The organism is Ligilactobacillus murinus, assembly GCF_003288115.1.
In the GTDB taxonomy this organism is placed as follows: Bacteria; Bacillota; Bacilli; order Lactobacillales; family Lactobacillaceae; genus Ligilactobacillus; species Ligilactobacillus murinus.
Map to the genome: position 1 here is coordinate 1864237 of NZ_CP023565.1, position 25573 is coordinate 1889809.

Annotated in this window: 21 protein-coding genes and 2 tRNA genes; 15 read left to right on the forward strand and 8 right to left on the reverse strand. The window is 41.8% G+C overall.

Going from position 1 to position 25573, the window contains the following annotated elements; all coding sequences use genetic code 11:
* The first annotated feature begins 111 nt into the window (after positions 1 to 111).
* From CPS94_RS09180 to CPS94_RS09195, 4 genes are all read left to right on the forward strand, one after another.
* Positions 112 to 1410, forward strand: a complete 1299-nt coding sequence (locus CPS94_RS09180) for an adenylosuccinate synthase (RefSeq protein ID WP_004049597.1) — start codon at positions 112 to 114, stop codon at positions 1408 to 1410.
* A gap of 224 nt (positions 1411 to 1634) precedes the next feature.
* Positions 1635 to 3896, forward strand: coding sequence for a formate C-acetyltransferase (pflB, locus tag CPS94_RS09185; protein WP_112193935.1), 2262 nt, complete (start codon positions 1635 to 1637; stop codon positions 3894 to 3896).
* 39 nt (positions 3897 to 3935) lie between these two features.
* Complete coding sequence (pflA, locus tag CPS94_RS09190; RefSeq protein WP_112193936.1) at positions 3936 to 4766, forward strand: pyruvate formate-lyase-activating protein; 831 nt, start codon at positions 3936 to 3938, stop codon at positions 4764 to 4766.
* 147 nt (positions 4767 to 4913) lie between these two features.
* Positions 4914 to 5414 (forward strand): hypothetical protein, encoded by a 501-nt coding sequence (locus tag CPS94_RS09195; protein ID WP_112193938.1) that lies wholly within the window; start codon positions 4914 to 4916, stop codon positions 5412 to 5414.
* A 68-nt stretch (positions 5415 to 5482) separates the two neighbouring features.
* Here the strand turns inward: CPS94_RS09195 and CPS94_RS09200 are convergent, their stop codons facing one another.
* From CPS94_RS09200 to CPS94_RS09215, 4 genes are read right to left on the reverse strand one after another with little or no spacing between them, the layout of a single operon-like run.
* The gene (locus CPS94_RS09200; RefSeq protein WP_112193940.1) at positions 5483 to 6313 is read right to left on the reverse strand and encodes an energy-coupling factor transporter transmembrane component T family protein; all 831 of its coding nucleotides are present in this window, start codon (positions 6311 to 6313) and stop codon (positions 5483 to 5485) included.
* A complete protein-coding gene (locus tag CPS94_RS09205) occupies positions 6306 to 8015 on the reverse strand; it encodes an ABC transporter ATP-binding protein (protein ID WP_112193942.1) in 1710 nt (569 codons plus the stop codon). The genes CPS94_RS09200 and CPS94_RS09205 overlap by 8 nt, the downstream gene beginning before the upstream one ends.
* Before the next feature lie 4 nt (positions 8016 to 8019).
* Positions 8020 to 8571 carry an ECF-type riboflavin transporter substrate-binding protein gene (locus tag CPS94_RS09210; protein ID WP_112193945.1) on the reverse strand — a complete coding sequence of 184 codons (552 nt, stop codon included), beginning with the start codon at positions 8569 to 8571 and terminating at the stop codon, positions 8020 to 8022.
* Between the two features lie 35 nt (positions 8572 to 8606).
* Positions 8607 to 9452: an SAM hydrolase/SAM-dependent halogenase family protein gene (locus CPS94_RS09215; protein WP_369946819.1), complete on the reverse strand. Its 846-nt coding sequence runs from the start codon at positions 9450 to 9452 to the stop codon at positions 8607 to 8609.
* 835 nt (positions 9453 to 10287) lie between these two features.
* On the opposite strand from CPS94_RS09215, the gene CPS94_RS11440 reads away from it, so the two are divergent.
* Positions 10288 to 10434, forward strand: a complete 147-nt coding sequence (locus tag CPS94_RS11440; protein WP_004049583.1) for a hypothetical protein — start codon at positions 10288 to 10290, stop codon at positions 10432 to 10434.
* A 52-nt stretch (positions 10435 to 10486) separates the two neighbouring features.
* Here the strand turns inward: CPS94_RS11440 and CPS94_RS09220 are convergent, their stop codons facing one another.
* Together CPS94_RS09220 and CPS94_RS09225 are read right to left on the reverse strand one after the other, a co-directional pair.
* Positions 10487 to 10996: an acyl-CoA thioesterase gene (locus CPS94_RS09220; protein ID WP_112193947.1), complete on the reverse strand. Its 510-nt coding sequence runs from the start codon at positions 10994 to 10996 to the stop codon at positions 10487 to 10489.
* 128 nt (positions 10997 to 11124) lie between these two features.
* On the reverse strand, positions 11125 to 13788 hold the full coding sequence (locus CPS94_RS09225; RefSeq protein ID WP_112193949.1) for an HAD-IC family P-type ATPase: 2664 nt from the start codon (positions 13786 to 13788) through the stop codon (positions 11125 to 11127).
* Positions 13789 to 14781: 993 nt separating this feature from the next.
* On the opposite strand from CPS94_RS09225, the gene CPS94_RS09235 reads away from it, so the two are divergent.
* On the forward strand, positions 14782 to 16023 hold the full coding sequence (locus CPS94_RS09235) for a NupC/NupG family nucleoside CNT transporter (RefSeq protein ID WP_076149674.1): 1242 nt from the start codon (positions 14782 to 14784) through the stop codon (positions 16021 to 16023).
* A 52-nt stretch (positions 16024 to 16075) separates the two neighbouring features.
* Here CPS94_RS09235 and CPS94_RS09240 read toward each other — a convergent pair whose 3' ends face one another.
* Positions 16076 to 16447 carry a DUF1304 domain-containing protein gene (locus CPS94_RS09240; RefSeq protein ID WP_112193953.1) on the reverse strand — a complete coding sequence of 124 codons (372 nt, stop codon included), beginning with the start codon at positions 16445 to 16447 and terminating at the stop codon, positions 16076 to 16078.
* A 190-nt stretch (positions 16448 to 16637) separates the two neighbouring features.
* On the opposite strand from CPS94_RS09240, the gene CPS94_RS09245 reads away from it, so the two are divergent.
* The 3 genes from CPS94_RS09245 to CPS94_RS09255 all read left to right on the forward strand — a co-directional run bounded on the left by CPS94_RS09245 (position 16638) and on the right by CPS94_RS09255 (position 18251).
* On the forward strand, positions 16638 to 17462 hold the full coding sequence (locus CPS94_RS09245; RefSeq protein ID WP_112193955.1) for a pyridoxamine kinase: 825 nt from the start codon (positions 16638 to 16640) through the stop codon (positions 17460 to 17462).
* Between the two features lie 18 nt (positions 17463 to 17480).
* Positions 17481 to 18044, forward strand: a complete 564-nt coding sequence (locus CPS94_RS09250) for an ECF transporter S component (RefSeq protein ID WP_191981807.1) — start codon at positions 17481 to 17483, stop codon at positions 18042 to 18044.
* Positions 18045 to 18178: 134 nt separating this feature from the next.
* Positions 18179 to 18251: transfer RNA gene (locus CPS94_RS09255), tRNA-Lys, on the forward strand.
* 34 nt (positions 18252 to 18285) lie between these two features.
* On the opposite strand, the gene CPS94_RS09260 is transcribed toward CPS94_RS09255, so the two are convergent.
* Positions 18286 to 19464, reverse strand: a complete 1179-nt coding sequence (locus CPS94_RS09260; RefSeq protein WP_112193957.1) for a YSIRK-targeted surface antigen transcriptional regulator — start codon at positions 19462 to 19464, stop codon at positions 18286 to 18288.
* A 248-nt stretch (positions 19465 to 19712) separates the two neighbouring features.
* Here CPS94_RS09260 and CPS94_RS09265 point away from each other — a divergent pair.
* From CPS94_RS09265 to CPS94_RS09290, 6 genes are all read left to right on the forward strand, one after another.
* Positions 19713 to 19785: transfer RNA gene (locus CPS94_RS09265), tRNA-Lys, on the forward strand.
* Positions 19786 to 20003: 218 nt separating this feature from the next.
* A complete protein-coding gene (yycF, locus tag CPS94_RS09270) occupies positions 20004 to 20717 on the forward strand; it encodes a response regulator YycF (protein ID WP_004049566.1) in 714 nt (237 codons plus the stop codon).
* 1 nt (position 20718) lies between these two features.
* The gene (gene walK / locus CPS94_RS09275; protein ID WP_112193959.1) at positions 20719 to 22584 is read left to right on the forward strand and encodes a cell wall metabolism sensor histidine kinase WalK; all 1866 of its coding nucleotides are present in this window, start codon (positions 20719 to 20721) and stop codon (positions 22582 to 22584) included.
* Positions 22574 to 23941 carry a YycH family regulatory protein gene (locus tag CPS94_RS09280; protein ID WP_112193961.1) on the forward strand — a complete coding sequence of 456 codons (1368 nt, stop codon included), beginning with the start codon at positions 22574 to 22576 and terminating at the stop codon, positions 23939 to 23941. The genes walK and CPS94_RS09280 overlap by 11 nt, the downstream gene beginning before the upstream one ends.
* Positions 23931 to 24743 carry a two-component system regulatory protein YycI gene (locus tag CPS94_RS09285; RefSeq protein ID WP_112193963.1) on the forward strand — a complete coding sequence of 271 codons (813 nt, stop codon included), beginning with the start codon at positions 23931 to 23933 and terminating at the stop codon, positions 24741 to 24743. Before CPS94_RS09280 ends, CPS94_RS09285 begins: the two co-directional genes overlap by 11 nt.
* Before the next feature lie 21 nt (positions 24744 to 24764).
* Positions 24765 to 25571: an MBL fold metallo-hydrolase gene (locus CPS94_RS09290; RefSeq protein ID WP_004049562.1), complete on the forward strand. Its 807-nt coding sequence runs from the start codon at positions 24765 to 24767 to the stop codon at positions 25569 to 25571.
* The last annotated feature ends 2 nt before the right edge of the window (positions 25572 to 25573 follow it).

Genomic DNA, 25573 nt, shown 5'->3' on the forward strand with positions numbered 1-25573 from the left:
AATATTCGTAATTGCTTGAAAAAACTAAGCTTGATTGTTACAATTATCAAGGTCGTTAATTTAGACTAGCAAGCAGAGTAATGCTTAGAAATATTATGAGGTGGACTGTATATGTCATCAGTAGTAGTTGTTGGTAGTCAATGGGGCGATGAAGGCAAAGGCAAGATCACTGATTTCTTGAGTAAAAATGCCGATGTTATCGCACGTTATCAAGGTGGAGACAATGCCGGTCATACGATCGCTTTTGATGGTAAGACCTACAAATTGCGCTTGATCCCATCTGGAATTTTTTATTCCGATAAGATCAGTGTCATCGGAAATGGCGTTGTTTTGAATCCTAAGTCGTTAGTTGCTGAGTTGGAATACTTACATGAAAATGGGATCCCAACAGATAACCTTCGTGTTTCAAACCGTGCGCACGTGATCTTGCCATACCACATTGTTTTGGACAGCTTACAAGAAAGCGCCAAAAAAGACAACAAGATCGGTACGACTAATAAGGGTATCGGTCCTTGCTACATGGACAAAGCAGCTCGTATCGGTATTCGGGTCGCAGATCTGTTAGAAGCAGATACATTTGCTGAAAAGCTACGTCGTAATTTGGAAGAAAAGAATCGTTTATTCCAAAAGATGTACGATTATGAAGGCGAACCGCTTGATTTTGAAACAATTTACAATGAATATTATGAATATGGTCAACGGATCAAGAAGTATGTAGCTGATACATCAGTTATTTTAAATGATGCGTTAGATAACGGCGGGCACGTTTTATTTGAAGGTGCTCAAGGTGTTATGTTAGATGTGGACCATGGGACATACCCATTTGTTACATCTTCTAATCCGATCGCTGGTGGGGTCACAACTGGCTCTGGCGTTGGTCCAGAAAAGGTCAATAAAGTTGTGGGTGCCTGCAAAGCTTATACTTCACGGGTCGGTGATGGTCCATTCCCAACTGAGTTACACGATGAGATCGGTAGCTACATCCGTGAAGCAGGTCACGAATATGGTACCGTTACGAAACGTCCTCGTCGGATCGGTTGGTTCGATAGTGTCGTAATGCGTCATTCCAAGCGGGTCTCAGGTTTGACCAACTTATGCTTGAACTGTGTGGATGTCTTGACTGGTCTAGATGAGATCAAGATCTGTACAGCTTACGAATTAAACGGGGAAAAGATCGACCGTTACCCAGCTAGCTTGAAAGAATTGGCACAATGCAAGCCAGTTTATGAAACAATGCCAGGCTGGAAAGAAGATATCACAGGGGCTAAGACTTTAGCTGATCTGCCTGAAAATGCACGTAACTATGTCAAACGCATTGAAGAATTAGTTGGTGTGGAAGTTTCGACTTTCTCAGTTGGTCCAGATCGTGATCAAACAAACGTCTTAAAGGACATTTGGGAAGAAATTTAAATAAATTAGAAAGAGGCTGGTAGTCATTGGTGGCTATCAGTCTCTTTTTAGGTAAAAAATTAGAGACAACATTTTTTAAAAAAGTACAAAAATAATGGATTATGACTTGTTTTTATGCTCGATTTTAGATAATATAAGGATGAAAACGTTAACAAGCGTTTTTTAGTGCGTGCTAGGTTATATTATTTAGGTCAGACGGATTTTTTACACAGGGAGGAATACAGATGCTCAAAGACAACAGCAAAGAAACAGTAACAACTGCTTGGAACGGTTTTAAAGGCGGGGACTGGCAAGACGAGATCGACGTACGTGATTTCATCAACCGTAACTACACACCTTATGATGGTGATCAATCATTTCTTGAAGAAGCAACTGAAGCAACCACAAAATTAAACGACATGTTAATTGACATCAAGTTGAAAGAACGGGCTGCTGGTGGCGTTTTAGATGCTGACACCAAAGTTGTTTCGACGATCACTTCACACAAACCAGGTTATTTAGATAAAGACTTAGAAAAGATCGTTGGTTTGCAAACAGATAAGCCAATGAAAAAAGCTTTGATGCCTTATGGTGGTATTCGGATGGCTAAAGTTGCTTTGGCTGCTTACGGGATGGAAATTGATCCGGAAACAGAACGGATCTTCACCGACTTGCATAAGACACACAACCAAGGCGTTTTTGATGCATACAATGACGAAATTAAGCGTGCACGCCACAACAAGATCGTGACTGGGTTACCTGACTCATACGGTCGTGGTCGGATCATCGCTGACTTCCCTCGTGTTGCTCTTTACGGGATCGACCGCTTGATCGCAGCTAAGAAAGATGACTTAGCTAACTATGGCGACGGTCAAATGACAGATGAAGTTATTCGCTTACGTGAAGAAGTTTCTGAACAAATTCGTGCTTTACAAGACATGAAGAAAATGGCGGCCTCTTATGGCTATGACATTTCTTATCCAGCTACAAATGCGCGTGAAGCTATCCAATGGTTATACTTTGGCTACTTAGCTTCTATCAAGCAACAAAATGGGGCTGCCATGTCTATTGGTCGGATCGATTCATTCATCGATATCTATATCAAACGTGATATGGATAACGGTTTATTGACCGAAAAAGAAGCTCAAGAATTGATCGATCAATTCACAATGAAACTCCGGATGGTGACATTCATTCGGACTCCAGAATACAACTCCTTGTTCTCTGGTAACCCAATTTGGGCAACGTTATCGATCGCTGGGATGGGGATGGATGGCCGTCACCACGTTACAAAGACTGCTTTTCGTTTCTTGCACACCTTGCATAACATGGGGGCAGCACCAGAACCAAACATCACTTTATTATGGTCAGAACGTTTGCCAGAAGGGTTCAAGAACTATGCGGCTAGTGTATCGATCGCAAGTTCAACGATCCAATACGAAAACGATGAATTGATGATGGAAACATGGGGCACAGACTACTATGGCATTGCTTGCTGTGTGTCTGCGCAACCGATCGCTGATGGGGTCCAATTCTTCGGGGCTCGTGCTAACTTGGCTAAGACCGTGCTCTATGCGATCAACGGTGGGGTCGATGAATTGACCAAGATGCAATGTGGTCCAGCTTATGCACCGATCACTTCAGAATATATTGATTATGATGAATTCTTGAAGAAATTCGATGACATGTTGGAATGGGTCGCTGATGTTTATGTAAATGCTTTGAATGTGATCCATTACATGCACGATAAGTATTACTATGAATCAGCTCAACTTGCTTTGAAGGATACCCGCTTAGATCGTACATTTGCGACAGGTATCTCTGGCTTAGCAGTTGCTGCTGACTCCATTTCAGCTATCAAGTACGGTAAAGTTAAAGTTATCCGTGATGAAAACGGTGTGGCAGTTGACTTCAAGACTGAAAAAGACTTCCCACGTTATGGTAACAACGATGACCGTGCTGACGAGATCGCTGCATGGTTAGTAAGACAACTTTACACCAAGATGAACAAACATCACCTCTACCGTGATGCTAAATTATCAACATCTGTTTTGACGATCACATCTAATGTTGTTTACGGTAAGAATACCGGGACGACACCTAATGGCCGTCAAGCAGGCGAACCATTCTCACCAGGTGCTAACCCAGCTTATGGTGCTGAAACAAACGGGGCATTGGCCTCCTTGCTTTCTGTAGCTAAATTACCATATCGCTACGCAACAGACGGGATCTCCAATACTTTTGCCGTAACTCCATCAACACTTGGGCACGATGAAAAATTAGAAGAAAAGACCTTGGTAAACATGATCAGTGGTTACATGAAAAATGAAGGTCACCACTTAAACATCAACGTCTTCAACCGCGATACTTTACTTGATGCTCAAAAACATCCAGAAGAATATCCAACGTTGACTGTGCGTGTTTCTGGTTACTGTGTATACTTCGCTGATCTGACCAAGGAACAACAAGATGACGTTATTTCAAGAACGTTCCATACTTCAATGTAGTTAAGAGCACAATAGTCAATTAGTAAAGGCGGCGTAATAATGAAAGCTAATCCATATATTAATCCAGTTCCAACTAAAGACGGTCAGGTTTTAGGCTACGTGCATTCCCTTGAGACCTTTGGCGCAGTCGATGGACCAGGGATCAGGTTTGTGGCTTTCATGCAGGGATGCAATATGCGTTGTAAGTTTTGCCACAATCCAGATACTTGGAAGAAAAATGTTGGGACGCAAATGACTGCCAGTGAACTTTTAGAAAAAGCTTTACCATACCGAGCTTTTTGGGGCGAAGATGGTGGGATCACCCTTTCAGGGGGCGAGATCTTATTGCAACCAGAATTTGCTTTGGAAGTGTTCAAGCAGTGTAAAGAACATGGTATCAGCACCTGTTTGGACACATGTGGGGCACCATTTACGCGCCGTGAACCATGGTTTAGCTTATTCAATGAGTTACTGGAATATACCGACATTTTATTAGTGGACATCAAGCATATCAACTCTGATGAGCATAAACGCTTGACCGGTTATCCAAACGAGAACATCCTTGATTTGTGTGAGTATCTATCTGAGCTCGGTAAACCAGTTTGGATCAGACACGTTTTGGTTCCAGGGATCACCGATGATGATAAGTATTTAAAAGAACTCGGCAAATATATCAAGACGTTGAAAAATGTCGAAAAAGTCGAAGTCTTACCTTATCACACTATGGGAGTTCGCAAGTATAAGGAAATGGGGATCAAGTATCGCTTGGAAGGTGTTGAACCGCCAACGGCTGATCGGATCGAAAATGCTGAAAAACTCCTTTGCGTAGCTGACTATAAAGGCTATTTAACTTGGAAGCCAGGGATAAATACAAAAGAGCAAGGGCTTTAAGTCATTGCTAGCGAGCAGAGATCCATCTGGTCTCTGCTTTTTTGATAGCTAAATAAGTTAAATAAATGACCACTTATGCATACTTGGACTAATGTATGATAAAACAGTGTATACTAAAGAAAATAATTGTAAAAAGAGGTGTTTGAAATGTCACATTCAGGACTTAAATTATCTGCGCTGACTAAGGTAGGACTTGTCTTTTTAGTCGTTGCTCTCTCAGTGGCTAGTGTCTATCTTATTACGCAAAATATAGAAACATCCCTCCCAGCTGATGTATCGCTTGAAGGAAAAAACGTTTTAAATGCAGTCACGATCATTGGAGGGGCGATCGGATCTTTAGTCAGTTTCTTAGTAACATGGGGTATTGGACGCTTAGTGATCTTAGCGACCAACCAAGGCGATAAAGAGGCATTATTTTTAACACTGGTGATCGTTAATTGCATTATTAGTGTTATTTCCGCTAGTTATGTCGTGATCACAGAAGCAGTATTTGGCGCAACTTACGTGAACACTATCTTACAGATCGTGCTTTTTGGGGGGATCTATTATCAGTTGAGTAAACAAGATAAGCGTGGAACCTTATATCTGACCGGGACTTATGCGGTCTTAGATGTGCTCGGTATTGTGTTAGCAATGCTCCTAAAATAAAAAAACTGATCGCGATCTTGATCGTGACCAGTTTTTCAAAAAGCTATCAGTATAGACTGGTAGCTTTTTTAGTTGAAGGGGTCATAAAAACGCCCGTGATTTAATTTGAAGAGATAAAGTGTGATCCCAAATAATACAATGGCTAAAATGATGACGAACCAATCACTAGCTTTGAACGGGCGTTGTGTATACCAGGTCCGCGTTTTCTTTGAACCAAAACGGCGCAATTGCATAGCGGTACTGATCGTATTGATCCGTTCAAGACTTGAAAAGATCAGTGGGAGGATGATGTTTATCGCTCCTTTTAAGCGCGTACTGAGTTTAGCTTTGGAAGATAGCTCATAGCCGCGTGCTTGCTGAGCAGCTGAGATATCCCAATAAGTTGCTTGGATATCCGGGATATAACGTAGAGCCAAAGCCACCGCATAGCTGATTTTATAACTGATCTTTAGCTTATTTAAACTAGAGGCAAAGGCGCTTGGATCAGTCGTCAGTAAGAAAAGCAAAGCTAAGGGGACTGTACAGAAGTATTTTAAAGCCACATTTACTAGATAAAAGAGTTCCTGACTGGTCAAGGTAAAGTATCCTGCTGCTAGCAAGACATGACGAGATCCGTATAATTCTTGGCCATAAGTCGGTTGGAAAATAAAGATCGCGATCAAATTCAAAAGTGAGAACAAGGCAATGAATTTAATGATAAATGACACTTGTTGCCACTGCAAATGGGCACTTTTAAACAAAATTATCGAAAAGATAGCCACAAATAGCAAGAAGCGCGTATCAAAAGTGGTCATGCAAGCGATCGACACGAGTAAAAAGAAAAAGAGCTTAGCCGTCGCATTTAGTCGATGGATAAAACTATCTTGCGGTTGATAACCGAGAATACTTTGTTTATTCATGGTGCGCTCCTTTCAGTGTCAGCTGGTTGAAACCCGCGATAAAGGCGTCGATATTTTCCAGGTTATATTTTTGAGCTAGTTGGTAAAGACTGGTTTGGCGCAAGGAAGCTTGTTGTAAGAGCTCAGGGCGGCTCAATAATTGAGCGGGTGTTAGGTCAGCTTGTAATTTTCCGTGACTAAAGACCAAGGTGCGTTTTGTGTATTCGAGCATCAGATGCATGTCGTGGGTGATGATGATGATCGTACAGCCTTGTTGATTCAATTTACGCAAAAATTGCATGATCTCAGTGTAAGTTTGCTGATCTTGTCCCGCAGTTGGCTCATCTAAAATGATCAATTTGGGCTCTAAAACCAGGATCGAAGCGATCGTGACTCGCTTTTTTTGGCCATAGCTCAAGGCTAAGATCGGCCAGTTACGAAATTCATAGAGACCACAGACTTTTAAAACCTTCTCGACGCGTTCTTTAAGCTGAGCTTCATCGGTGATCCCGCGTAACCGCAGACCCAAAGCGACTTCATCAAAGATCATTTTTTGTGAGATCATTTGGTTAGGGTCTTGCATTACGTAACCGATCTTTTCGGCCCGTTCCTTGATCGAAGCTGTGGCTAGATCTTGTCCTTCCCAAGTCATTTTCCCACTGCCGCTCAAAAAGCCACAGATCAGCTTGATCAAGGTCGTTTTTCCGGCCCCATTTTGGCCAGCGATACTGATAAATTCCCCCGCATTGACGGTCAGATCGATATCCATTAATGGATATTTTTGATCTGGCGTATACCTAAATGAGACATCGTGTAGTTCCAATTGCGGAGTATTTTTAGGTGAGGTAGCTGGTTTAGCTTGTTGTAATTTAGCTAATGCCTGAGCGATAGTTGGATCAGGTGGCAGCTTTTCAACGCTAGTGACATCTGGTAGCTGATCTAACGAGATCTTTGCTTGACGTAAAGCTTCCAAATATAAAGGTGGTCTGATCCCAGCTTGCTGCAAGATATCTTGGCGTAAAAGGGCATCAGGTGGCGTATCGGCAATGATCTGTCCGTCATCTAAAACAACGATCCGATCAAGTGGACAAGTCAAAACTTCTTCGACGCGGTGTTCAACGATGATCACGGTCGCCTTCGTCTTTTGTTGGAGCGTGTCGATCAGTTGCATAGTCTGATAGCCTGAGGCGGGATCAAGATTAGCCAATGGTTCATCAAACAACAAGATCGGGGAACCGTTGACTAAGACGCCAGCTAAAGCCACGCGTTGTTTTTGACCACCGGAGAGTGCTTGCGGTGAATGAGCGAGCAGGTCTTCTAAGTTGAGTTCTTTAGCCCATTTTTGCACGATCTGGTGCATTTTTTGGTGCTCAACGGCATCATTTTCTAAGGCAAATGCGATATCTTCGGCGACAGTAAGCCCGATAAATTGGCTATCGGAATCTTGTAAGATCGTCGATGTCGTAAAGGAGAGATCAAATAGTGAAGTCTTGGTGATGTCATGTCCAGAAACGATACAACTACCACTGATCTCGCCTTTATCTTCATTTGGGATCAAGCCGTTCAAGCATTTTGCCAGTGTCGATTTACCACTGCCAGAAGGGCCAGCGATCAAGATCTTTTCACCCGCCATGATCTCGAGGTCGATATTTTTCAAAGTTGGTTCGGCTTGAGTTAAATATTTAAATGTAAAATCTTTGAATGAAATTATTGGTTTATTCATAGGCTTATTCCTTGTGTAAGCTACCTTTTTTCACGCGGGTCGAAGCATAGGCTTTGAGTAAAAGTGTGCCTAAGATCCCGACAGTCAAGCTATTGGAGATCGAGGTAATGATTCCTTGCAAAAAGACTTTATTCGCTGGTTCACTGTAGATCAAGATATCTAAAGTCGGAGCGATCAGACTCCAGGCCAAGAAATTGATGATAACCTGAGAAATATTGAAAAAGATAACTTCTTTAAGAGTGAAGATGCCTTCTGTGACGCGTAGTTTTTTTCCGATCAAGCCAAAACAAAGGCCTAACAGACCTGAACATAAGATCCAACTCCACCATGGATTATCAAATGTGATGAAGTCTTTTAAAGCGTGACCGATAAAACCTGTAGCAAAGCCGACTAAGGGGCCAAAGATAACGCTGAAAAGTGCTAAGAAGGGGTAGACGGTCTCAATATTAGTGTTAGGAATACCAGTTGGGATCGAAGCAAACCGCCCTAAGATCACAAAGATCGCAGCGCCGATACCGATCGCAACTACACTTTTTACAGATAATTCTTTTTTCATGATTTAAAAATTCCTCCTAAAATTATTATGCGGGTTTAGCTCAATTTACGCAACGTGACTTTCCAAGCATGTCCGGTTCCAATCTGATAAGTTTGCGCAAATGAGGCTTGATTCAAGGCGATCCCGACTTTGACAAGAGAGTTGATATACAACAAGGGCTCGTTTAACGCCACTTGAGCAAACGAGCGCACGAATGGCAATTTTGCTTGATAGACTTCGGCGTTATCGTGATAGATCGTGACCAATAGCTGATCACCGCGAGTAATATTTAGCTGTTTGAGCGCATCTAATGAAATGTTGGTCCATAACGAGCCAAAGCGCACATCTAAGATATCGACCATGCCGGTGATCGAATCAGCAGTGACAATAGGTGCTTGAAGAGGTAATTTGACGATCGTGGCTGGGTCGATCTTAGGTCCGATATCAGAAAAATCGAGTTGACCACTAGCTAAGCGAGCTCCATTATAAGCATAGACATCGCGGCCGTGGAAGGTGTGACTTTCATCGGAGTGGGGCAGGCGGCTCGTAGTTTCATTGATCTTACAGACGGCTTTTAAACCAAAAAATTTGGCGATATGCGTAAGGGTACCGTTGTCTGGTGTAATAACATAGTGACCCGTTTTAGTGAGCGCACAGACGCTTTTACGTTCGCTTCCGACGCCAGGATCAACGACGGAAACAAAGGTCGTTCCAACTGGCCAATAATTGAGCGTTTGGTAGAGACGATAGGAAGCTTCCCAAATGTTGTAAGGTGTGATCTCATGGGTCAGATCAGCCACATGCAATGCGGGAGCGACCGTTTTGGCAACACCATACATCGCACTGACCGCACCATCTGCTAAACCAAAATCAGTTTGTAATACTAATTGCTTATTTGTCATCAAAATTCCACCTTTCTTTGCTAGAAACAAAAAACGCCCTCACGAAAGAATCGTCAGGACGTTTTACCGCGGTACCACCTTGATTTATAGTCAGCTCACACTGGCTATCTTATGAACTGGAGGCCCAGTTCGGACGTTAACGGCTCACACCGGTCCAAAAGCTTGCACCGTTGGACAGCTCCGAGTTCATCCGTGGCTAACATCTAGTTCTCTCAGCATTGAGCTAGTCTCTGTTAGGCGTTACCACTCATCTCATCAAAGCGATAGTTCGATCAAGTTAGTGCGATTATAGCTGTTTTTGAAATAAACGTCAATTGTTTTTAACTAGCCGTACAAAATCTTATCTCAAATAACCATAACTATAAACTTATGTATATCAAAAGATAAATTAATAACAACGTATAGAAGAATGTAAATGATCATGAAAGCAAGTTGGATAAGGATTTGTGATGGACTATAAGAAAAAACGAATTATTGTTGTTATTAAAGCTTTTAATGAATATTTGCGAGTGAAAATGAATAAAAAAGAAGTCCAAAATTTTTTTATAGGGAAGTTTGCTTGTCTTATCACGGATAGTTATGATAGTTAAAAAAATTGAATAATATTAATGCTTTATTTTTTTGTGGTGGCGCGCTAGAATATAAAAGTAACGAAAATAAATGAACACGTGTTTGCTAGTTGGTGGTAAGCATGCATAGCAGATCAGAGATGAGATGTGGGCCTGTTATGGGTGTTCGATGTACGGTAAAAGAAGCAAAGCGCTTTGGATCTTGGAGAAAGGAAGGCTATATCTCTTTGATGGTCGATGCTCACATGATATAGTGCAGGACTAGTATGATGATCTCATCTAAGACGTCAACTGAAGAGTTGATCAGGACAGTTATGAACGAAAAAGCTTGCAGCTATGAAGAAGCGATCAAGTTATTATTGAACTTGGCGCAAGGTGCGGTCGATAGTGGTTCTTTAACGAACAAAAAATAATATCCCAAAAAGCACGCTTTGAGATCAGCTCAGAGCGTGCTTTTTGGGATATTTAGCTGTACCACGGAAAGTCTAGACTCAATGAAGCTTGGAGTTTTTTTTGTTCGGCTATTTTTTGACGCCGGTAAGTTTTACGTTTTTGAAAGTCAGCGCAGAGGCTTTTTTCTTCCGGTGTTTCAGCGTTCAGTTCGGGTAAAGTGACCTTTTTATCTAGAACAACAAAGGTCAAAAAGGCGGTCATCCCTAAGAAACGTTCGCCGGTATCGAGATGTTCGCCGATGACCTTGACGAAAACTTCGAGCGACCGTTTACCGTGCCCAGTCACGTAGCTTTCGATACATAGTGAGTCATTTAGCACAAAAGGCTCGATGAAGTTGACTTGATCAAGGGCAGCTGTGACGCATTGTGAGCGGGCAAAACGACTGGCTGAGATCGAGGCCGTTCCATCGAGTAGCGCCAATAATGCACCACCGTAGACAGTTTCATGTTCGTTGAGATCGCTAGCTAGGACGCGATGACTGGTCACGGCAAGTGTTTGCCGACACGAGATAGTTTCAGACATGTAAACACCTTCTTTTTTAATTTTATTGTAACATAGGTGCTTGATATCTAGCGCAATAAGCGTGTGGCAATAAATAGCAAAAAGCTCACCATGCTGCCTAAACACCATGGTGAGCTTCTCATTTAAAATTAGTTTCTAGCCCGAGCTAAGCGGAATTTAAGGTATTTATCTAATTCGGTCACAGCTAGCACGCTAAAACCGCAGACGATCGTCAAGATCCATTCGCCTAGTTGCATCCCTGTCGTGCTAAAGGCCTCTTGCATGAATGGCAAGTAGGTCAAGCCCATCTGCAACAAGATCATGAGTAAGATGATCGAGAAGGCCTTTTTATTTGTAAATGAGGCACTAGAGAAGGCTGATTCTTCGGTGCGAATGTTGAACAAGTAAAAGATCTTGCTAAAGACGATGATGTTGACCATCGCCGTGCTTGCTAGCGTTGCCGAAGCACCTGTAGCGATCAGCATCTCATAAGCGCCTAATCCGACTAAGGCGATCAGTAGCGAAACATAGCCTAGCTGAAGCATTTCGCGCCCTGAGATCAAGCGACTATTGCTCTTACGTGGTGGACGTTTCATCAAGTCACGGGCACCTGGTTCAAAGATGAACGCAAATTGGATCGTGATCGCAGAGACTAAGTTGATCCAAAGTAGTTGGGTCGCTTGTAAAGGCATTTCTTGGTTGAAAAGGATCGTCAAGAAGATGATCAAACCTTCAGCAAATGAGGTCGGCAATAAGAAGAGGATGCTCTTTTTGATATTGTCGTAGATCCGGCGCCCTTCTTTGATCGCAGTCGCTAAAGTCGCAAAGTTATCATCAGTTAAGATCATATCGGAAGCTTCTTTAGCGGCATCAGTCCCCTTGATCCCCATGGAAACACCAATGTCAGCTTTTTTCAGTGCGGGAGCATCATTGACACCGTCACCAGTCATCGCCGTCACTTTGCCACTTTGTTGTAAAGCTTCGATGATCTCGAGCTTGTTTTCCGGCGTTGTCCGGGCAAAGATCTGATGCTTAACGGCTGCTTTTTGTTTTTGTTCAGCAGTCAGTTGATCCCATTCTACTCCGGTGATCGTGTGTAATTCACCATCAGCTAAGCCTAGTTGCTGTCCGATCGCAGCTGCGGTCAATGGAGCGTCACCGGTGATCATTTTGACTTCGACTTTGGCTTTGTTCATCTCACGTAAAGCTGCGATAACTTCTGGGCGTGGTGGGTCGATGATCCCAGTCAAGCCCAGGAAAGTAAAGCCTGTTTCGAGATGCTTATGTTCTAGTTCAGTAATTTGATCAGCGTCTTTGATCACGCCTAAAGCTACGACTCGCTTACCTTGGTTAGCTAAATGGTCGGCTTTGGCTTGCCAAAATGAACGTTTGAAGGTTGGATCTTGTTGTTGTGCAAAGTTGAATAACTTATCTGGTGCACCTTTTAGATAGATCTTTTTGGCGCCATTTGAAAACTGTACAAGACTTGCCATGTAACGGTGGAACGAATCAAAAGGCAAGAGATCTAATTTTTCTAATTGGACGCTTTCTTTGTTTGGCATTAATTTATGGTAAGCGGTCAAGAAAGCTCCGTCAGTTGGTTCACCGTTGATCGTCCAAGTATCATCAACTTGGGTCAAAGTCGTGTCGTTAGCAAGATAACCAGCTAAGAGAAGTTCTTTTAGTTTAGCTTCACGTTCAGTCGTTGCTTCACCATTGATAAATAACGCCCCAGTTGGAGCATAACCACTACCACTGACTGAAAAATGACGTTCATCAAGGTAAATATCTGTCACGGTCATTTCGTTTTTAGTCAATGTCCCAGTCTTATCAGTTGCGATCACATCGACTGCCCCTAATGTTTCAGCTGAAGGTAAGGATTTAACGATCGCATTTTTATTTTTAGCGAGGTCAGAAACACCTAAAGCTAAGATCACCGAAGTTGTCGCCGGTAGACCTTCAGGGATCGAGCCAACGATCATCGTTACGATCGCTAAAGTCAAGACCGGTAGAGAATAGGTCTCAAAGATAAAACCTAAGATAAACAGTAAGACAGCTGCACCTAAAACGCAAAGAGAAACAGTTTTACCTAAAGCGTTGATCTCTTTGACTAATGGAGTCGGGCGTGTTTTGGCGCTAGCAACTGCACTCGAGATCTTGCCTAATTCGGTTTTTTCACCGGTCGCTACGACTACGCCTAAACCAGAGCCGTTGACGACTGTCGTGGAAGAAAAGGCCATGTTTGCTTGTTCAGCCAAGGGTAAGTCAGCTGTTTTTAAGGCAGAAGCGTGTTTAGTTACCGCATCAGCTTCACCTGTCAAAGCGGACTCTTGGATCCTAAGGTCAGCGGTTTTTATCAAGCGTAGATCGGCTGGAACTTGGTCACCAGCTTCTAAAAAGACGACATCATCACGAACTAATTTGGTCGCATCGATATCTTGCCGGATCCCATCACGGTAGACAGTGGCGTTAGTTGCCAACAAGTCTTTGATCTTAGCTAAAGCATCAGCGGCGTTGGCTTCTTGATAGTAACCGATCACGGCATTGGCGATGATCACGACACTGATCACGATCGCATCGGTATAGTGACCTAGAAAAAGCGTCAATAAGGTCGCAAATAACAAGATATAGATGATCATGTTATTGAACTGGCGGATAAATAACAGCCAGTTTGGTGTTTTTTTAGCAACTAGAGCATTAGGCCCATCGCTTGCTAGTCTTTTAGTTGCAGTTTTGGCTGAAAGGCCCTGTAAAGGGTCCTCTTGCTCATAATTTTGTAGTAATTCTTCTAAATTCTTCTGATAAGGTCTCACTTATTATATTTCCTTTCTGTAAGTCATATTTAGCACTAACATCTGTTACTTAGCACTAACTACGATAGACAAAGAAAATTTTTTCTAAGCGTACAAAAATAGCGCGAGGCGGATAAGGGTCGTCCACTCGTGTTACCTACCTTTCTATTGATCTAATAGTTCTAATATTTTAAGCATATTTTACTATGATAAGGGCTGAGAAGAAATGGGTCACACAGAGGTTTAAAGCAAACTTAAAACAGCTTAGGTAAAGTTTAAGAGGTGTGATCTAGCGAGTAAAACTAGGTGCTGTTAAAAAACGAAAAATATAATTGATAGTAAAAAAAATATTCGTTTTAGTTTCTAAAAATCCCCGTTAAATACAAAAAAAGACCATGGAAGCTAGCAAGGAGTTCCATGGTCTATATTATATATAGCACAGTCAAATAGACCTTTCATCGCCACCGTTATGTTCTTTCACGATCTTATTTTACATTATTGGCGATCCGTTTATTTGAACTGTCAGGGGTGGTTCTAAAAGGAGGATACAAGCCCTCAGGTGAAGTGTCCAAAACACTTGCTACGTCAATGTCAGACGCTAGTACGTGCGTAACATGTGAAGGCTTAACTGCCCCCTTTTCACCTTTAATTATACTAGATGTTGCTTTAAAGTCAAGCGCTTTCATTTCATAAGAGTCATTCTTTACCACTTCCGAATGTTTTGCTAGAATTAAGTGTAGTTTTAAATTATTTTTTGGTTAATGTTATAATCTTTAAGTAATCGTTCGGAGATGGTGTTGATCAATGTTTGCTATTTTTGTGGTTTGTTAAGTTTATTGTTTGCGATTGGTACGTATCTTTTGGCGGGTTAAATTATATTTTTATTATTTTTAAAAATTAAACCATGTTAATAAAAATATTTACAAATCCCAAAGAAATAGATATACTAATTGAAGTTTTACAGTCATTTATAAATTGCTATTTATTTTATTGATACAGAGAGGAGAAATAATCTTGTATTTAGCAATAAATGTTTTAGGTTTAGTTGTCTTTTTAGCGATCGGGGTCGTATTTTCTAAGGCTCGTAATGAGATCAACTGGCGCGGCGTTGGTACGATGGTCATCTTTAACTTGGTGATGGCATGGTTTTTGACCAGTTTTTCAGGTGGACGTGCGATCGTGCAAGGTGCAGCTGCTGGTTTTAACGAATTGATGAAGATCGCTTATATCGGGATCGAATTTGCTTTGCCAAGCATGGTCCAAGTCAAACAAATGGATTGGTTCGTGCAAGTATTGCTCCCAATTTTGATGGTCGTTCCATTATTTGACATCTTGACTTACATCGGAGTCTTACCTTGGATCATCAAGTGGATCGGGCGTGGGTTATCATTTATCACAGGTCAACCTAAATTCGAATCGTTCTTTGCGATCGAAATGATGTTTCTTGGTAACACCGAAGCTTTAGCGGTCTCATCTTTACAGCTCAAGCAGATCAATGCTAAACGTAACTTGACTTTAGCCATGATGTCGATGAGCTGTGTGACAGCCTCGATCATTGGGGCATACACGCAAATGATGCCAGGTGAATACATCTTGACGGCAGTCCCTGTCAACGTTATCAATGCCTTGATCGTAGTAGCAATGTTAAATCCAGTCACTGTTCCAGCCGATGAGGATACGATCGCTACGATGAAGAGTTCAGCAATGGCCGAAAAAGAGATCGGTGATGTGGATGAAAATGGTAATGCTAAAAAAGAACCATTCTTCTCCTTCTTGGGTGATTCCATCTTAGGTGCTGGTCGTTTGATCTTGATCATTGCCGCTAACGTGATCGCCTTTGTTGCTTTAGCAGCTTTGATCGATAAATTGCTTGGCTTGATCAATCCTTGGTTATCATTAGAACACTTGCTTGGGATCGTGATGTATCCATTTGCATGGTTGATGGGCTTACCACATGGCGAAGCTTTCCAATTTGCTCAATATATGGGTACAAAATTAGTTACAAATGAATTTGTTGTCATGGGTCGTGTAACAAGTACGATCAATGACTTTGCACCACACTACAAAGCTGTCTTAACAGTCTTTGTGACCTCCTTTGCGAACTTCTCAACGGTCGGGATGATCATTGGCTGTTTCAAAGGGATCGTTGATCGTGAAAAGAACGATCTTATCTCCAAAAACGTTGGCTACATGTTGCTTTCAGGGATCTTAGTTTCCCTCTTATCCGCAGCAATGGTTGGTTTATTCGTTTGGTAAAATAAATAGTAATAAAAATGGTCGCTTGAATTTTCATTCAGGCGACCATTTTTTATTTAAAGATCAAAAGTGCAAGTAAAGCTAGGATAGCTGGCGTTCCTTGGGCAAGTAAGATCTTAGGATTCTTAGCACTTGACCAGCCATAGATGGCAGCGATGATGACGAAGATCACAAACATCATACTCCCCATATATTGAGCATTTCCCGGGAAAACAAAACGGGCAAATAAGAGACCAACACCGATAAAACCATTGTAAAGACCTTGGTTAGCCATCGCGATCCGGGCTTCGGGCATTTTGAGATACTCTTTTCTGAGGCCAAAAGTTTGATGTAATTTTTCTTCACTCCCAAACATTTCCAGCCCCATGATATAGAGAGCTTCTAAGGCAACGACTACGATCAAGGTAGTTGAGATGATTGACATGCAAAAAACTCCTTTAACTAAATTAATAGAAGTATTATATAGTATTGTGTGCAATAAATCTACAATTAAATGCAAAAGAATACCAAATGGCGTGGTTAGCAAACATTAAAGATGATATAATACATACAAGCTCTTATGTTTGAGCGCTCTAACAGATATAGTTGCAGGTGTATGAAAAGGATGTGACAAAATGCAAGCCGATGTTTTGATCATTCAGGATCTGTCCTGTGTGGGTCAGGTTTCCATGAGTGTAGCGCTACCCTTGCTGGCGGCTGCAAACTTGAGACCAGATGTTTTACCGACCGCACTCTTATCAACACATACGGGGGGCTTTGGTGAAAATACCTACTTAGATCTTTCTTCTGAAATGTCACACATTCTCCAGCATTGGCAAAAATTACAACTTAGGTTTTCAGCCGTCTATCTGGGATACTTGGGGGCTAGACCTTTAGATGTGATCTTGTCATCTCTGTCAGTTCTTAAGACACCTGAAACGCTTTTTTTAGTTGATCCAGTAATGGCCGACCATGGTAAACTTTACCGCGGTTTTGACATGGATTATGTGGCTGAGATGCGCAAACTAGTGCACCACGCAACGATCGCGACTCCAAATTTAACGGAAGCCCAACTGCTTTTAGATGAGGCTTTGACTACTTCTCCACTTGCGATCGCTGAAGCAAGGCAACTACTTGTGCGTTTTGCAACTACATTCAAGTTAGAAACTGCGATCTTAACTGGGATAGACTGCGGTGACAAGATCGCCGTGATCGGTTATGAAATGGGCAAAACTTGGACCTTGATGCGTCCTAAATTGGCTGGGAACTATTTTGGGACGGGAGATCTGTTTGCTAGTGCTTTACTGGCGGGGATAATGAAGGGAAAAGCGGTCAAGGCTGCTGCGGATCTCGCAATGGAATTCATTTTTCAAGCGATAAAGCTGACACCGACACCCAGAGATCAGCGTTTTGGCGTCGATTATGCGCGTGCCTTACCATATTTGTTGGAAAAGTTATGATTTTTTGGAGGAAATACTATGTTGCGTGACCAGCAAAATACATTGCGAGCGGTCATTTTAACGGGCCTATTTGCTGCACTGATCTATATTGGCATTTGGACGTTGCGGATCCCGATCCCTGCGATGGTCGGGCGACCGTTTATCCATTTTGGTAATACATTGACAGTAACAGCAATTCTTTTTTTGGGAAAACGCAATGGTATGTTGGCCGGTATCATTGGCTTGGGCGGGTTTGATATCTTAAATGGGTATATTGCCGTCTCATGGCTGACGATGCTTGAGGTCATAGTTGTAGCTTTGATAATTTCCGGACTTTTCAAGGCTATGGGATATGTTGACAGTCAGCGAAATATCATGATCTTGGCGATAGCTGCAGGATCGACCAAGCTCGTGACTTCGTATCTAGCTTCGATCATTGAAGCATTGATGGTCGGGACAAGCTTTAAAACAGCTGCGGTGGCCGCCTTTTTCAGCTTACCTGCGACGGTCATCAATTCCATTTCAACGGCGATCTGCGTACCATTATTGTATTTCATGATCAAAAAGATCTACACCTTGATGCAGCAGCGCCGAGGCTTATGATAAACAACTGAATTTAGAAAATAAGATCTGCTTGGGTTCTCCAAACAGATCTTATTTTTGTCCATAGAAATATTTTAAAAATTTTGCTTGTTTTAGTAGAGCTTCTTTGCTATAATATTTTTTGTTGATAAATTGGGTGGTTAGCTCAGCTGGCAGAGCAACGGACTCTTAATCCGTGGGTCCAGGGTTCGATCCCCTGACCACCCATCATTTTCCCCGAGAGTATATCTCGGGGATTTTTTTATACCTGATAATTTTGGCTAAACTGTTTAGGAGTCATCCCCGTGAGACGTTTGAACGTTTTAGCAAAATGGGCGTAGTCACTAAAGCCCAGTGTTTGTGGGAGCTTTTGAATATCACTGCCTGTACACAGTAACTGCTTGGCGACTGTGATCTTTTGCAAAATGATGTATTGGCGGATCGTCATCTGCAGTTCAGTTTTAAAAAGGTATTTTAATCTAGCTTGACTGAGATCAAAGCGAGCACAGAGTTCATCGATCTGCAATGGGGCATTTAGATTATTTTTGATGTATTCAATGATCTGATCGATCAAAGGTGAACGGATCTTTTCTTGGCGCTCAGCGATCTCTTGGGTAAAAAGTAAGAGGGCTGTAGTACAGGTCTCAATCAGTTGGGCAGTAGTGGTGCAGAGTTCGACCTCGGCAATAAAAATATTTTGTAAGCGTTTTGATTTAGCGGGTGAAAGCTGGCTTTTAATTGCTAGATGAGTGACCTTTTCTAATAAAACTATCAAATAGTCTTTTTGGGTCCGGAGTAGATCTGGTCCTAAAGTATGGCCTAATTCACTCCAGGAGATCGTTTGGATGAATTCAGATAGCTGGCGGGGCTCATTTTTTTTGATGCACATAAGTATTTTTTTTTCATGCTGATAGATCTGGGCGTAAGAAAATGATGCCTGGGTCAGTAGAATGCGACGTTTTTTATTTAGAAGGGAAGTAGTTTGGGTCAACTGTTGAAATTTGGGGTTAACAAGTTGATCGGTGGTCTCACCGGTGAACAAATAATTGATCAGATAGATGATGTCACGGATATCATCGAGACAGTAGATCGGTAAGGCAGCCAGTTGCGTATAGGTCAATTCGTATTGGGCTAGGGGGGTATTTAAAGCATCTAAATATTTATATAAAACATTACGATCAGTCAAATTGCAGCGAAAAGGACCAAAGATAAAATAATGGTCGCTAAAAGCATACAGCAAAAGGAGTTCGTTTAATTTACCAGTTATTAGTGCATATTTTTGCCCCTTTTTTTCCAGATCAGTAAATAGAGTTTGATAGTCATAGCTAAAATCAGTCTCTAGTGCATTGTAGTATTTACAAAGTACAAATCGTTCATTTAAGACCAAGAGTGGCATATGTAAGCAGTTTGAGAGCGCACGTAGCAGTAATTCGGATTCCAAAAAGATCACCTCGATCAGAGAAAATAGCTTTATATAGCTAAGTCTAACAAAGAGAAAATAGTAAATTAAACAAAAAAAGGTTTAAAATTCTACTGCGAGAAGTAAACAAAAATTAAGGAGGACCGCTCGCAAATATTTGGGCAGAAAGGACCTTTTGTAATAAGCATAGTATGGTGTTTTTAGTTTTTTACCAAAAAACTCTTGCGCTTTGGCTTTTTCTTTGATATAGTATTATTCGTTGATGAAATGGGTGGTTAGCTCAGCTGGCAGAGCAACGGACTCTTAATCCGTGGGTCCAGGGTTCGATCCCCTGACCACCCATCAGAGATTTACTAACAGCAATTGCAGATCTTGCTCTGTGGTTGCTGTTTTTTTTGTGTATTTTGATATAGAATAGTCAAAACCTAAATATTGTGTTTCTGTAACCCAAGCTGAGTTTGTAGTACAATAAGATGGGTATGGTCTATTGGACTATCTCCAAGGGGCAGTAGTGCTCACAGTGATAGGTATGTAATTTATATAAAAAGGAATTTAAACTTATGAAAAAAATTTTAGTTGTAGACGATGAGAAACCGATCTTAGATATCATTAAGTTCAATCTGACCAAAGAAGGTTACGATGTATACACTGCCGAAGATGGCCAAGAAGCTTTAGATAAGGTCGAAGAGGTCTTGCCTGATCTGATCATTTTAGATCTGATGTTACCTAAGGTCGATGGACTCGAAGTAGCACGTGAAGTCCGGAAAAAATACGAGATGCCGATCATTATGGTAACGGCTAAAGACACTGAATTAGATAAGGTCTTAGGTTTAGAGATGGGTGCTGATGACTATGTGACCAAACCATTTTCTAACCGTGAATTGATCGCACGGGTCAAGGCCAATTTACGGCGTCAAGCCACAGTAGTTGCTAGTGCTCAAAGTGAAGAAAAAGAAAAAAGTAGTGACATTGTGATCGGAAACTTAACGATCCACCCCGAAGCATATGTGGTCTCCAAAAATGATGAAAATATCGAATTGACCCACCGTGAATTTGAATTGCTCTACTATTTAGCCAAACACATTGGACAAGTCATGACCAGAGAGCACTTGTTGCAGACTGTTTGGGGCTATGATTACTTTGGGGATGTTCGGACAGTTGACGTAACGGTCCGCCGTTTGCGTGAAAAGATCGAAGATAACCCTAGTCGCCCCGTCTGGTTGGTGACTCGCCGTGGGGTCGGCTATTATTTACGTAATCCAGAGGCCGAGTAAAATGAATAAGAAATTGCATTTTTTCCAGTCGATCCATTTTAAGATCGCACTGGTTTTTGCTTTACTGTTGTTTTTAGCCTTCCAAATCGTTGGTGCGGTATTTGTGCAACGCTTAAAAAGTGAGAATTTAAAACAATTTAAGCAAAGTGTGGAAATGCCAGCTTATGTCAACAATTTGTTAGTCACGCAATTGAATGAAGCCGATACGAGTGAAGCAAATGAGCGGATCAAAACTATCTTAGATGATATCAATAATAATAATATTTCAGATATTCAAGTCGTAGATGCTAAAGGTGTGATCCGTGGTGAAAATAATGTGAATAATCGCTCGATGATCGGGCAAAAAGCAACAAACAATAATATTAAACAGGTTTTGTACAGTGGACGGAATTTCTCACAAACGATGTATAATGAGCGGGATAACCGGCGCTACTATATCGCGATCACCCCGTTGTTCAACACTTCGGGCAATAACAATACGGTCGTCGGTGCGGTCTATGTCCGCGCTAATTTAGAAAGTGTCTACGATTCGGTCAATGATGTCATCGTGATCTTTGCGACCGCGGCGTTGATCGCTACGGGGATCGGGTTAGCCCTTGCGATCCTTGTTTCAAGTGCGATCACCCGCCCGATCGATGAAATGAAAAAGCAAACTGCTCGGATCGCTCGCGGTGATTATTCCGGTCAAGTCCAAGTTTATGGACGCGATGAATTAGGGCAATTAGCCCAAGCGGTCAACAATCTATCAGCCCGAGTCGAAGAAGCCCAAGAAGCGACCGAATCAGAGCGGCGCCGCTTGGATCTGATCTTATCACATATGTCAGATGGAGTGATCGCTACTGATCGTGGGGGCAAGATCACGATCATCAACGATATGGCGTGTGAAGCGTTAGAAGTAAATCCAGATGATGTTAGGGATAAGTCGATCTTAGATGTTTTGAATATCCGTGATAAATATACGATCCGCGAACTTTTGGAAAATCAAAATGAGATCATTTTGGATGAATTAGACACTAATCGCGACCAGATCTTGAATGCCAATTTTTCGCTGATCCAACGGCGCTCAGGCTTTATCATCGGGATCGTATGTGTCTTGCATGATATTACCGAACAACAACGGATCGACCGCGAACGGCGACAATTTGTTTCCAATGTTTCGCATGAATTGCGGACACCGTTGACGAGTATGCGCAGTTACATTGAGGCCTTAAATGAAGGTGCTTGGCAAGACCCTGAGATCGCACCGGCTTTTTTAAAGGTCACGCAAGAAGAAACTGACCGAATGATCCGGATGATCAATGATCTTTTGAGTTTATCGCGAATGGATCTAGGAAAAGTTGAGTTAGATTTAGAGCTAGTCAATTTAAATGAATTGTTCAACTATATCTTGAATCGCTTTGATATGATGCTTGAAAAAGACAATAATGATACACGTGAAGTGACAAAAAATTATACGATCAAACGTGACTTTACCGATAAGCCACTTTGGGTCGAAGTCGATACCGACAAGATCATTCAAGTGGTAGATAATATCATGAATAATGCGATCAAGTATTCACCTGATGGCGGTGTGATCACTTGCCGTTTGTTGGAGACACATAATCATGTCATCATGAGTATCTCTGATCAAGGGCTAGGGATGCCCAAAAAGGAACTATCGCATATCTTTGAACGCTTCTATCGGGTCGATAAAGCACGTTCCCGGGCGCAAGGCGGAACAGGTCTTGGACTAGCGATCTCTAAGGAAGTGATCGAATTGCATCACGGCCGGATCTGGGTCGATAGTACGGAAGGGAAGGGTTCGACCTTCTATATCTCGCTACCATATGAAGAATACGAGGAAGGAGATCTATGGGATGAAGAATAAACGCTTAAATGGGTGGTTTTTACATGCCATTTTGATCCTTGCGGTGTTATTTAGTGTTGTTTTTACAGCTTTGATCTGGGTAACACCTGTTTATTTTCAACGACTAGCAGGGATGGCAGCTCCGGATAAGACTAAAGTTGTCAATGATGATACCAACACGACAGATAAGAAAAAATTAACTGATGTATATCGACCAGTATCGATCACAGTAACAGATAAACGATCATCTAGTCGGCTATTGAGCAATCGGATCGATGTAGTCAATCTAATGATGACCTCTTTAGAAGGAAGTAAGATCACCGATATTAGTGAACCAGAGACTGTTAGTAAAAGCGAGTACCTAAAGTTGGTACAGACGCCTAGATCCTATCAGTTGAATTATGGTTCGGAGCTCTCCTTTGGGGTCTTGAAACAATACTTTGCTGAACAGCCAGCTAAGAGTGAAAATTACAGCTTTGATCGGATCGTGATCAGTTATGATGGCTCTACCGTCTATTTTCTAGAAGATGCAGGTCTCAAAGTATACAAGGCCAAGTTGACTAAATATGCTAAAGCTAAGCTTAATAATGTCCACAAAACTAAGGGACTCAAGCGCTATAAACTTAGCTATGAATATCAAAACGGCCGTCTGATCCAGTATTATGAAGATCCGATCACGGTGCCACGTTATAGTTATTTATACAATAAAGAAAATGTAGGGATGTACGTTACTCGCTTGTTAGGAGCTGAGAAGAGTAGTACCTCATCGTTGACGACCCGTGAACAAGATGGTGTAACGATCTATTCCGACGATTCGGGGCAAAAATTGAGCATCCGCGACAAAACGGGCTTGATAACCTATACGGATTATCTGACCGATGAGACTGGGCGCCAAAATTGGACTTTAGACGATCATTTAATGAATGATTTTACTGATCTGGAGCAATTAGGCGTTAGTTTAGCCGATGTTAAGTATTCTGAGTATGATATACAGGAAAAAAATGTCATCTATCGTAGTTACATCGATGGTTTTCCTGTGATCTCGGCACGTGATTTTGGTACTTATCAGATCCAAAATCGCATCCGCAGTAAGAAGTTGGTCTTTTCCCAATGTAGTCTACAAGTTCCGGTACCGGCAGCTGGTAAAGCAGTGACACTCAAGCCAACTAAAGAGATCTTGCCTGAGTTACAAAATGCTGATGTCGATTTGGGTAAGATCAGCGATATTCAGATCGGTTATACGGTCTCACAAAATGGTACAGCTTCACTGGTCATTGATCTGACACCGACATATTTTGTCAAATACAATAATGTTTGGATCAATTATCAAGATCTGGTCTCAGGGAAGAAATGGGGGGATAACGACAATGAATTTTAAGCGTATCGAGTGGATCTTTGTCATTGCCTTTATCGCCTTAGATATTTTTTTGTTGAGTGTTTATGTGACACAAAATGATACGATCGATCAACGAACGAGTTCATTTTCTACGACCAGTACTTCAGGATCTGTATTAAAGAGTATCAAAAATGATCAGATCTCTTATGGTCATCTATCCAATAAACCACAAGCTGGTTATTATGTCTCCAGCTCAAATTCAAATATTTTGCGAGAGAAAGCTGACCAGTTGTATTATAGTTGGGAATATGCCAACCACAAATTAACGGTCAACTTTACAGCTGGTTTAAAACTAGTCGATCCAGACAAACCGCAAGCGACAATAGATGAATTTTTAAAAGATGATAGTGTCGTTCTCTTTGGTAAGGAGTATACTTATAATAAAGATCTTTCAACTAAATCTGTGGTCGTTTACACGCAGATGATCTATGGAGGGCCGGTATACTCGAGTGATGGTCAGATCCGATTTGAGATCAAAAATGGCTATGTTACAGGCTATACTCAAGGATATATGAATGATATCCAGATCTTGCGCGAAAAACGTGATACTATTAGCCAAGAACGGGCATTGATCTGGTTGTATCAATACAATAAATTGCCTGCTAATACACAAGTTTTGTGGTGCCATTTAGGGTATACACGGTTATTATCGGTAAATAATAGCATCGTATATATCCCAACTTGGAATTTCTGTATAAAAAACAGTAATACAGGCAACATCCAGTATCGGCGGATCAATGCCTTTACAGGTAGTGTGATGGATGAAACGATCAGTGTTAAATAAACGAGAAAGGGTAGCTTGACAATGAGTAAAGAAGTTGGGTTGAAAGTTAGCGTGCTTGCCAGTGGAAGTACGGGTAATGCAACTTATATCGAGACGCCTAAGCAAAAATTATTGATCGATGCTGGACTTTCGGGTAAAAAAATCGAAGGACTGATGAATTCGATCGGGCGGACCTTAAAAGATGTTGACAAACTCTTGGTGACTCACGAACATAGTGATCATATCAAGGGTGTCGGTGTTTTAGCTCGTCGCTATGGCTTAGATGTCTACGCCAATGAAAAGACTTGGGAACAAATGGCGCCTAAGATCGGGCAGGTCAAAACAGAACAAAAGCACATTTTTGAACGTGAGACAGTTCAAACTTTTGGTGATCTAGATGTGCAAAGTTTTGGCGTTTCGCATGATGCGACTGACCCACAATTTTATGAAGTGCATTATGCGGGTAAATCCTTTGCCATTGTGACAGATACTGGCTATGTCTCAGATCGGGTCAAGGGGATCGTGGAAAATGCAGATGGATATTTATTTGAATGTAACCACGATACCGAGATGTTACGCGCCGGGATCTATCCGTGGTCGCTAAAGCAACGGATCTTAAGTGATCAAGGGCATTTATCCAATGAAGATAGCGCCAACGCATTGATGAGCGTTTTAGGGACTCGGACCAAGCAGATCTATCTTGGTCACTTGAGCCAAGAAAATAATGTCAAAGAATTAGCACATTTGACAGTCAAACGTCAAATGCAGGCTAAAGACTTCGGTGTTGATCAAGATTTTTGCTTATTAGACACTGATCCCGCGCAAGCGACCGAGTTGACAGTTCTTTAAGA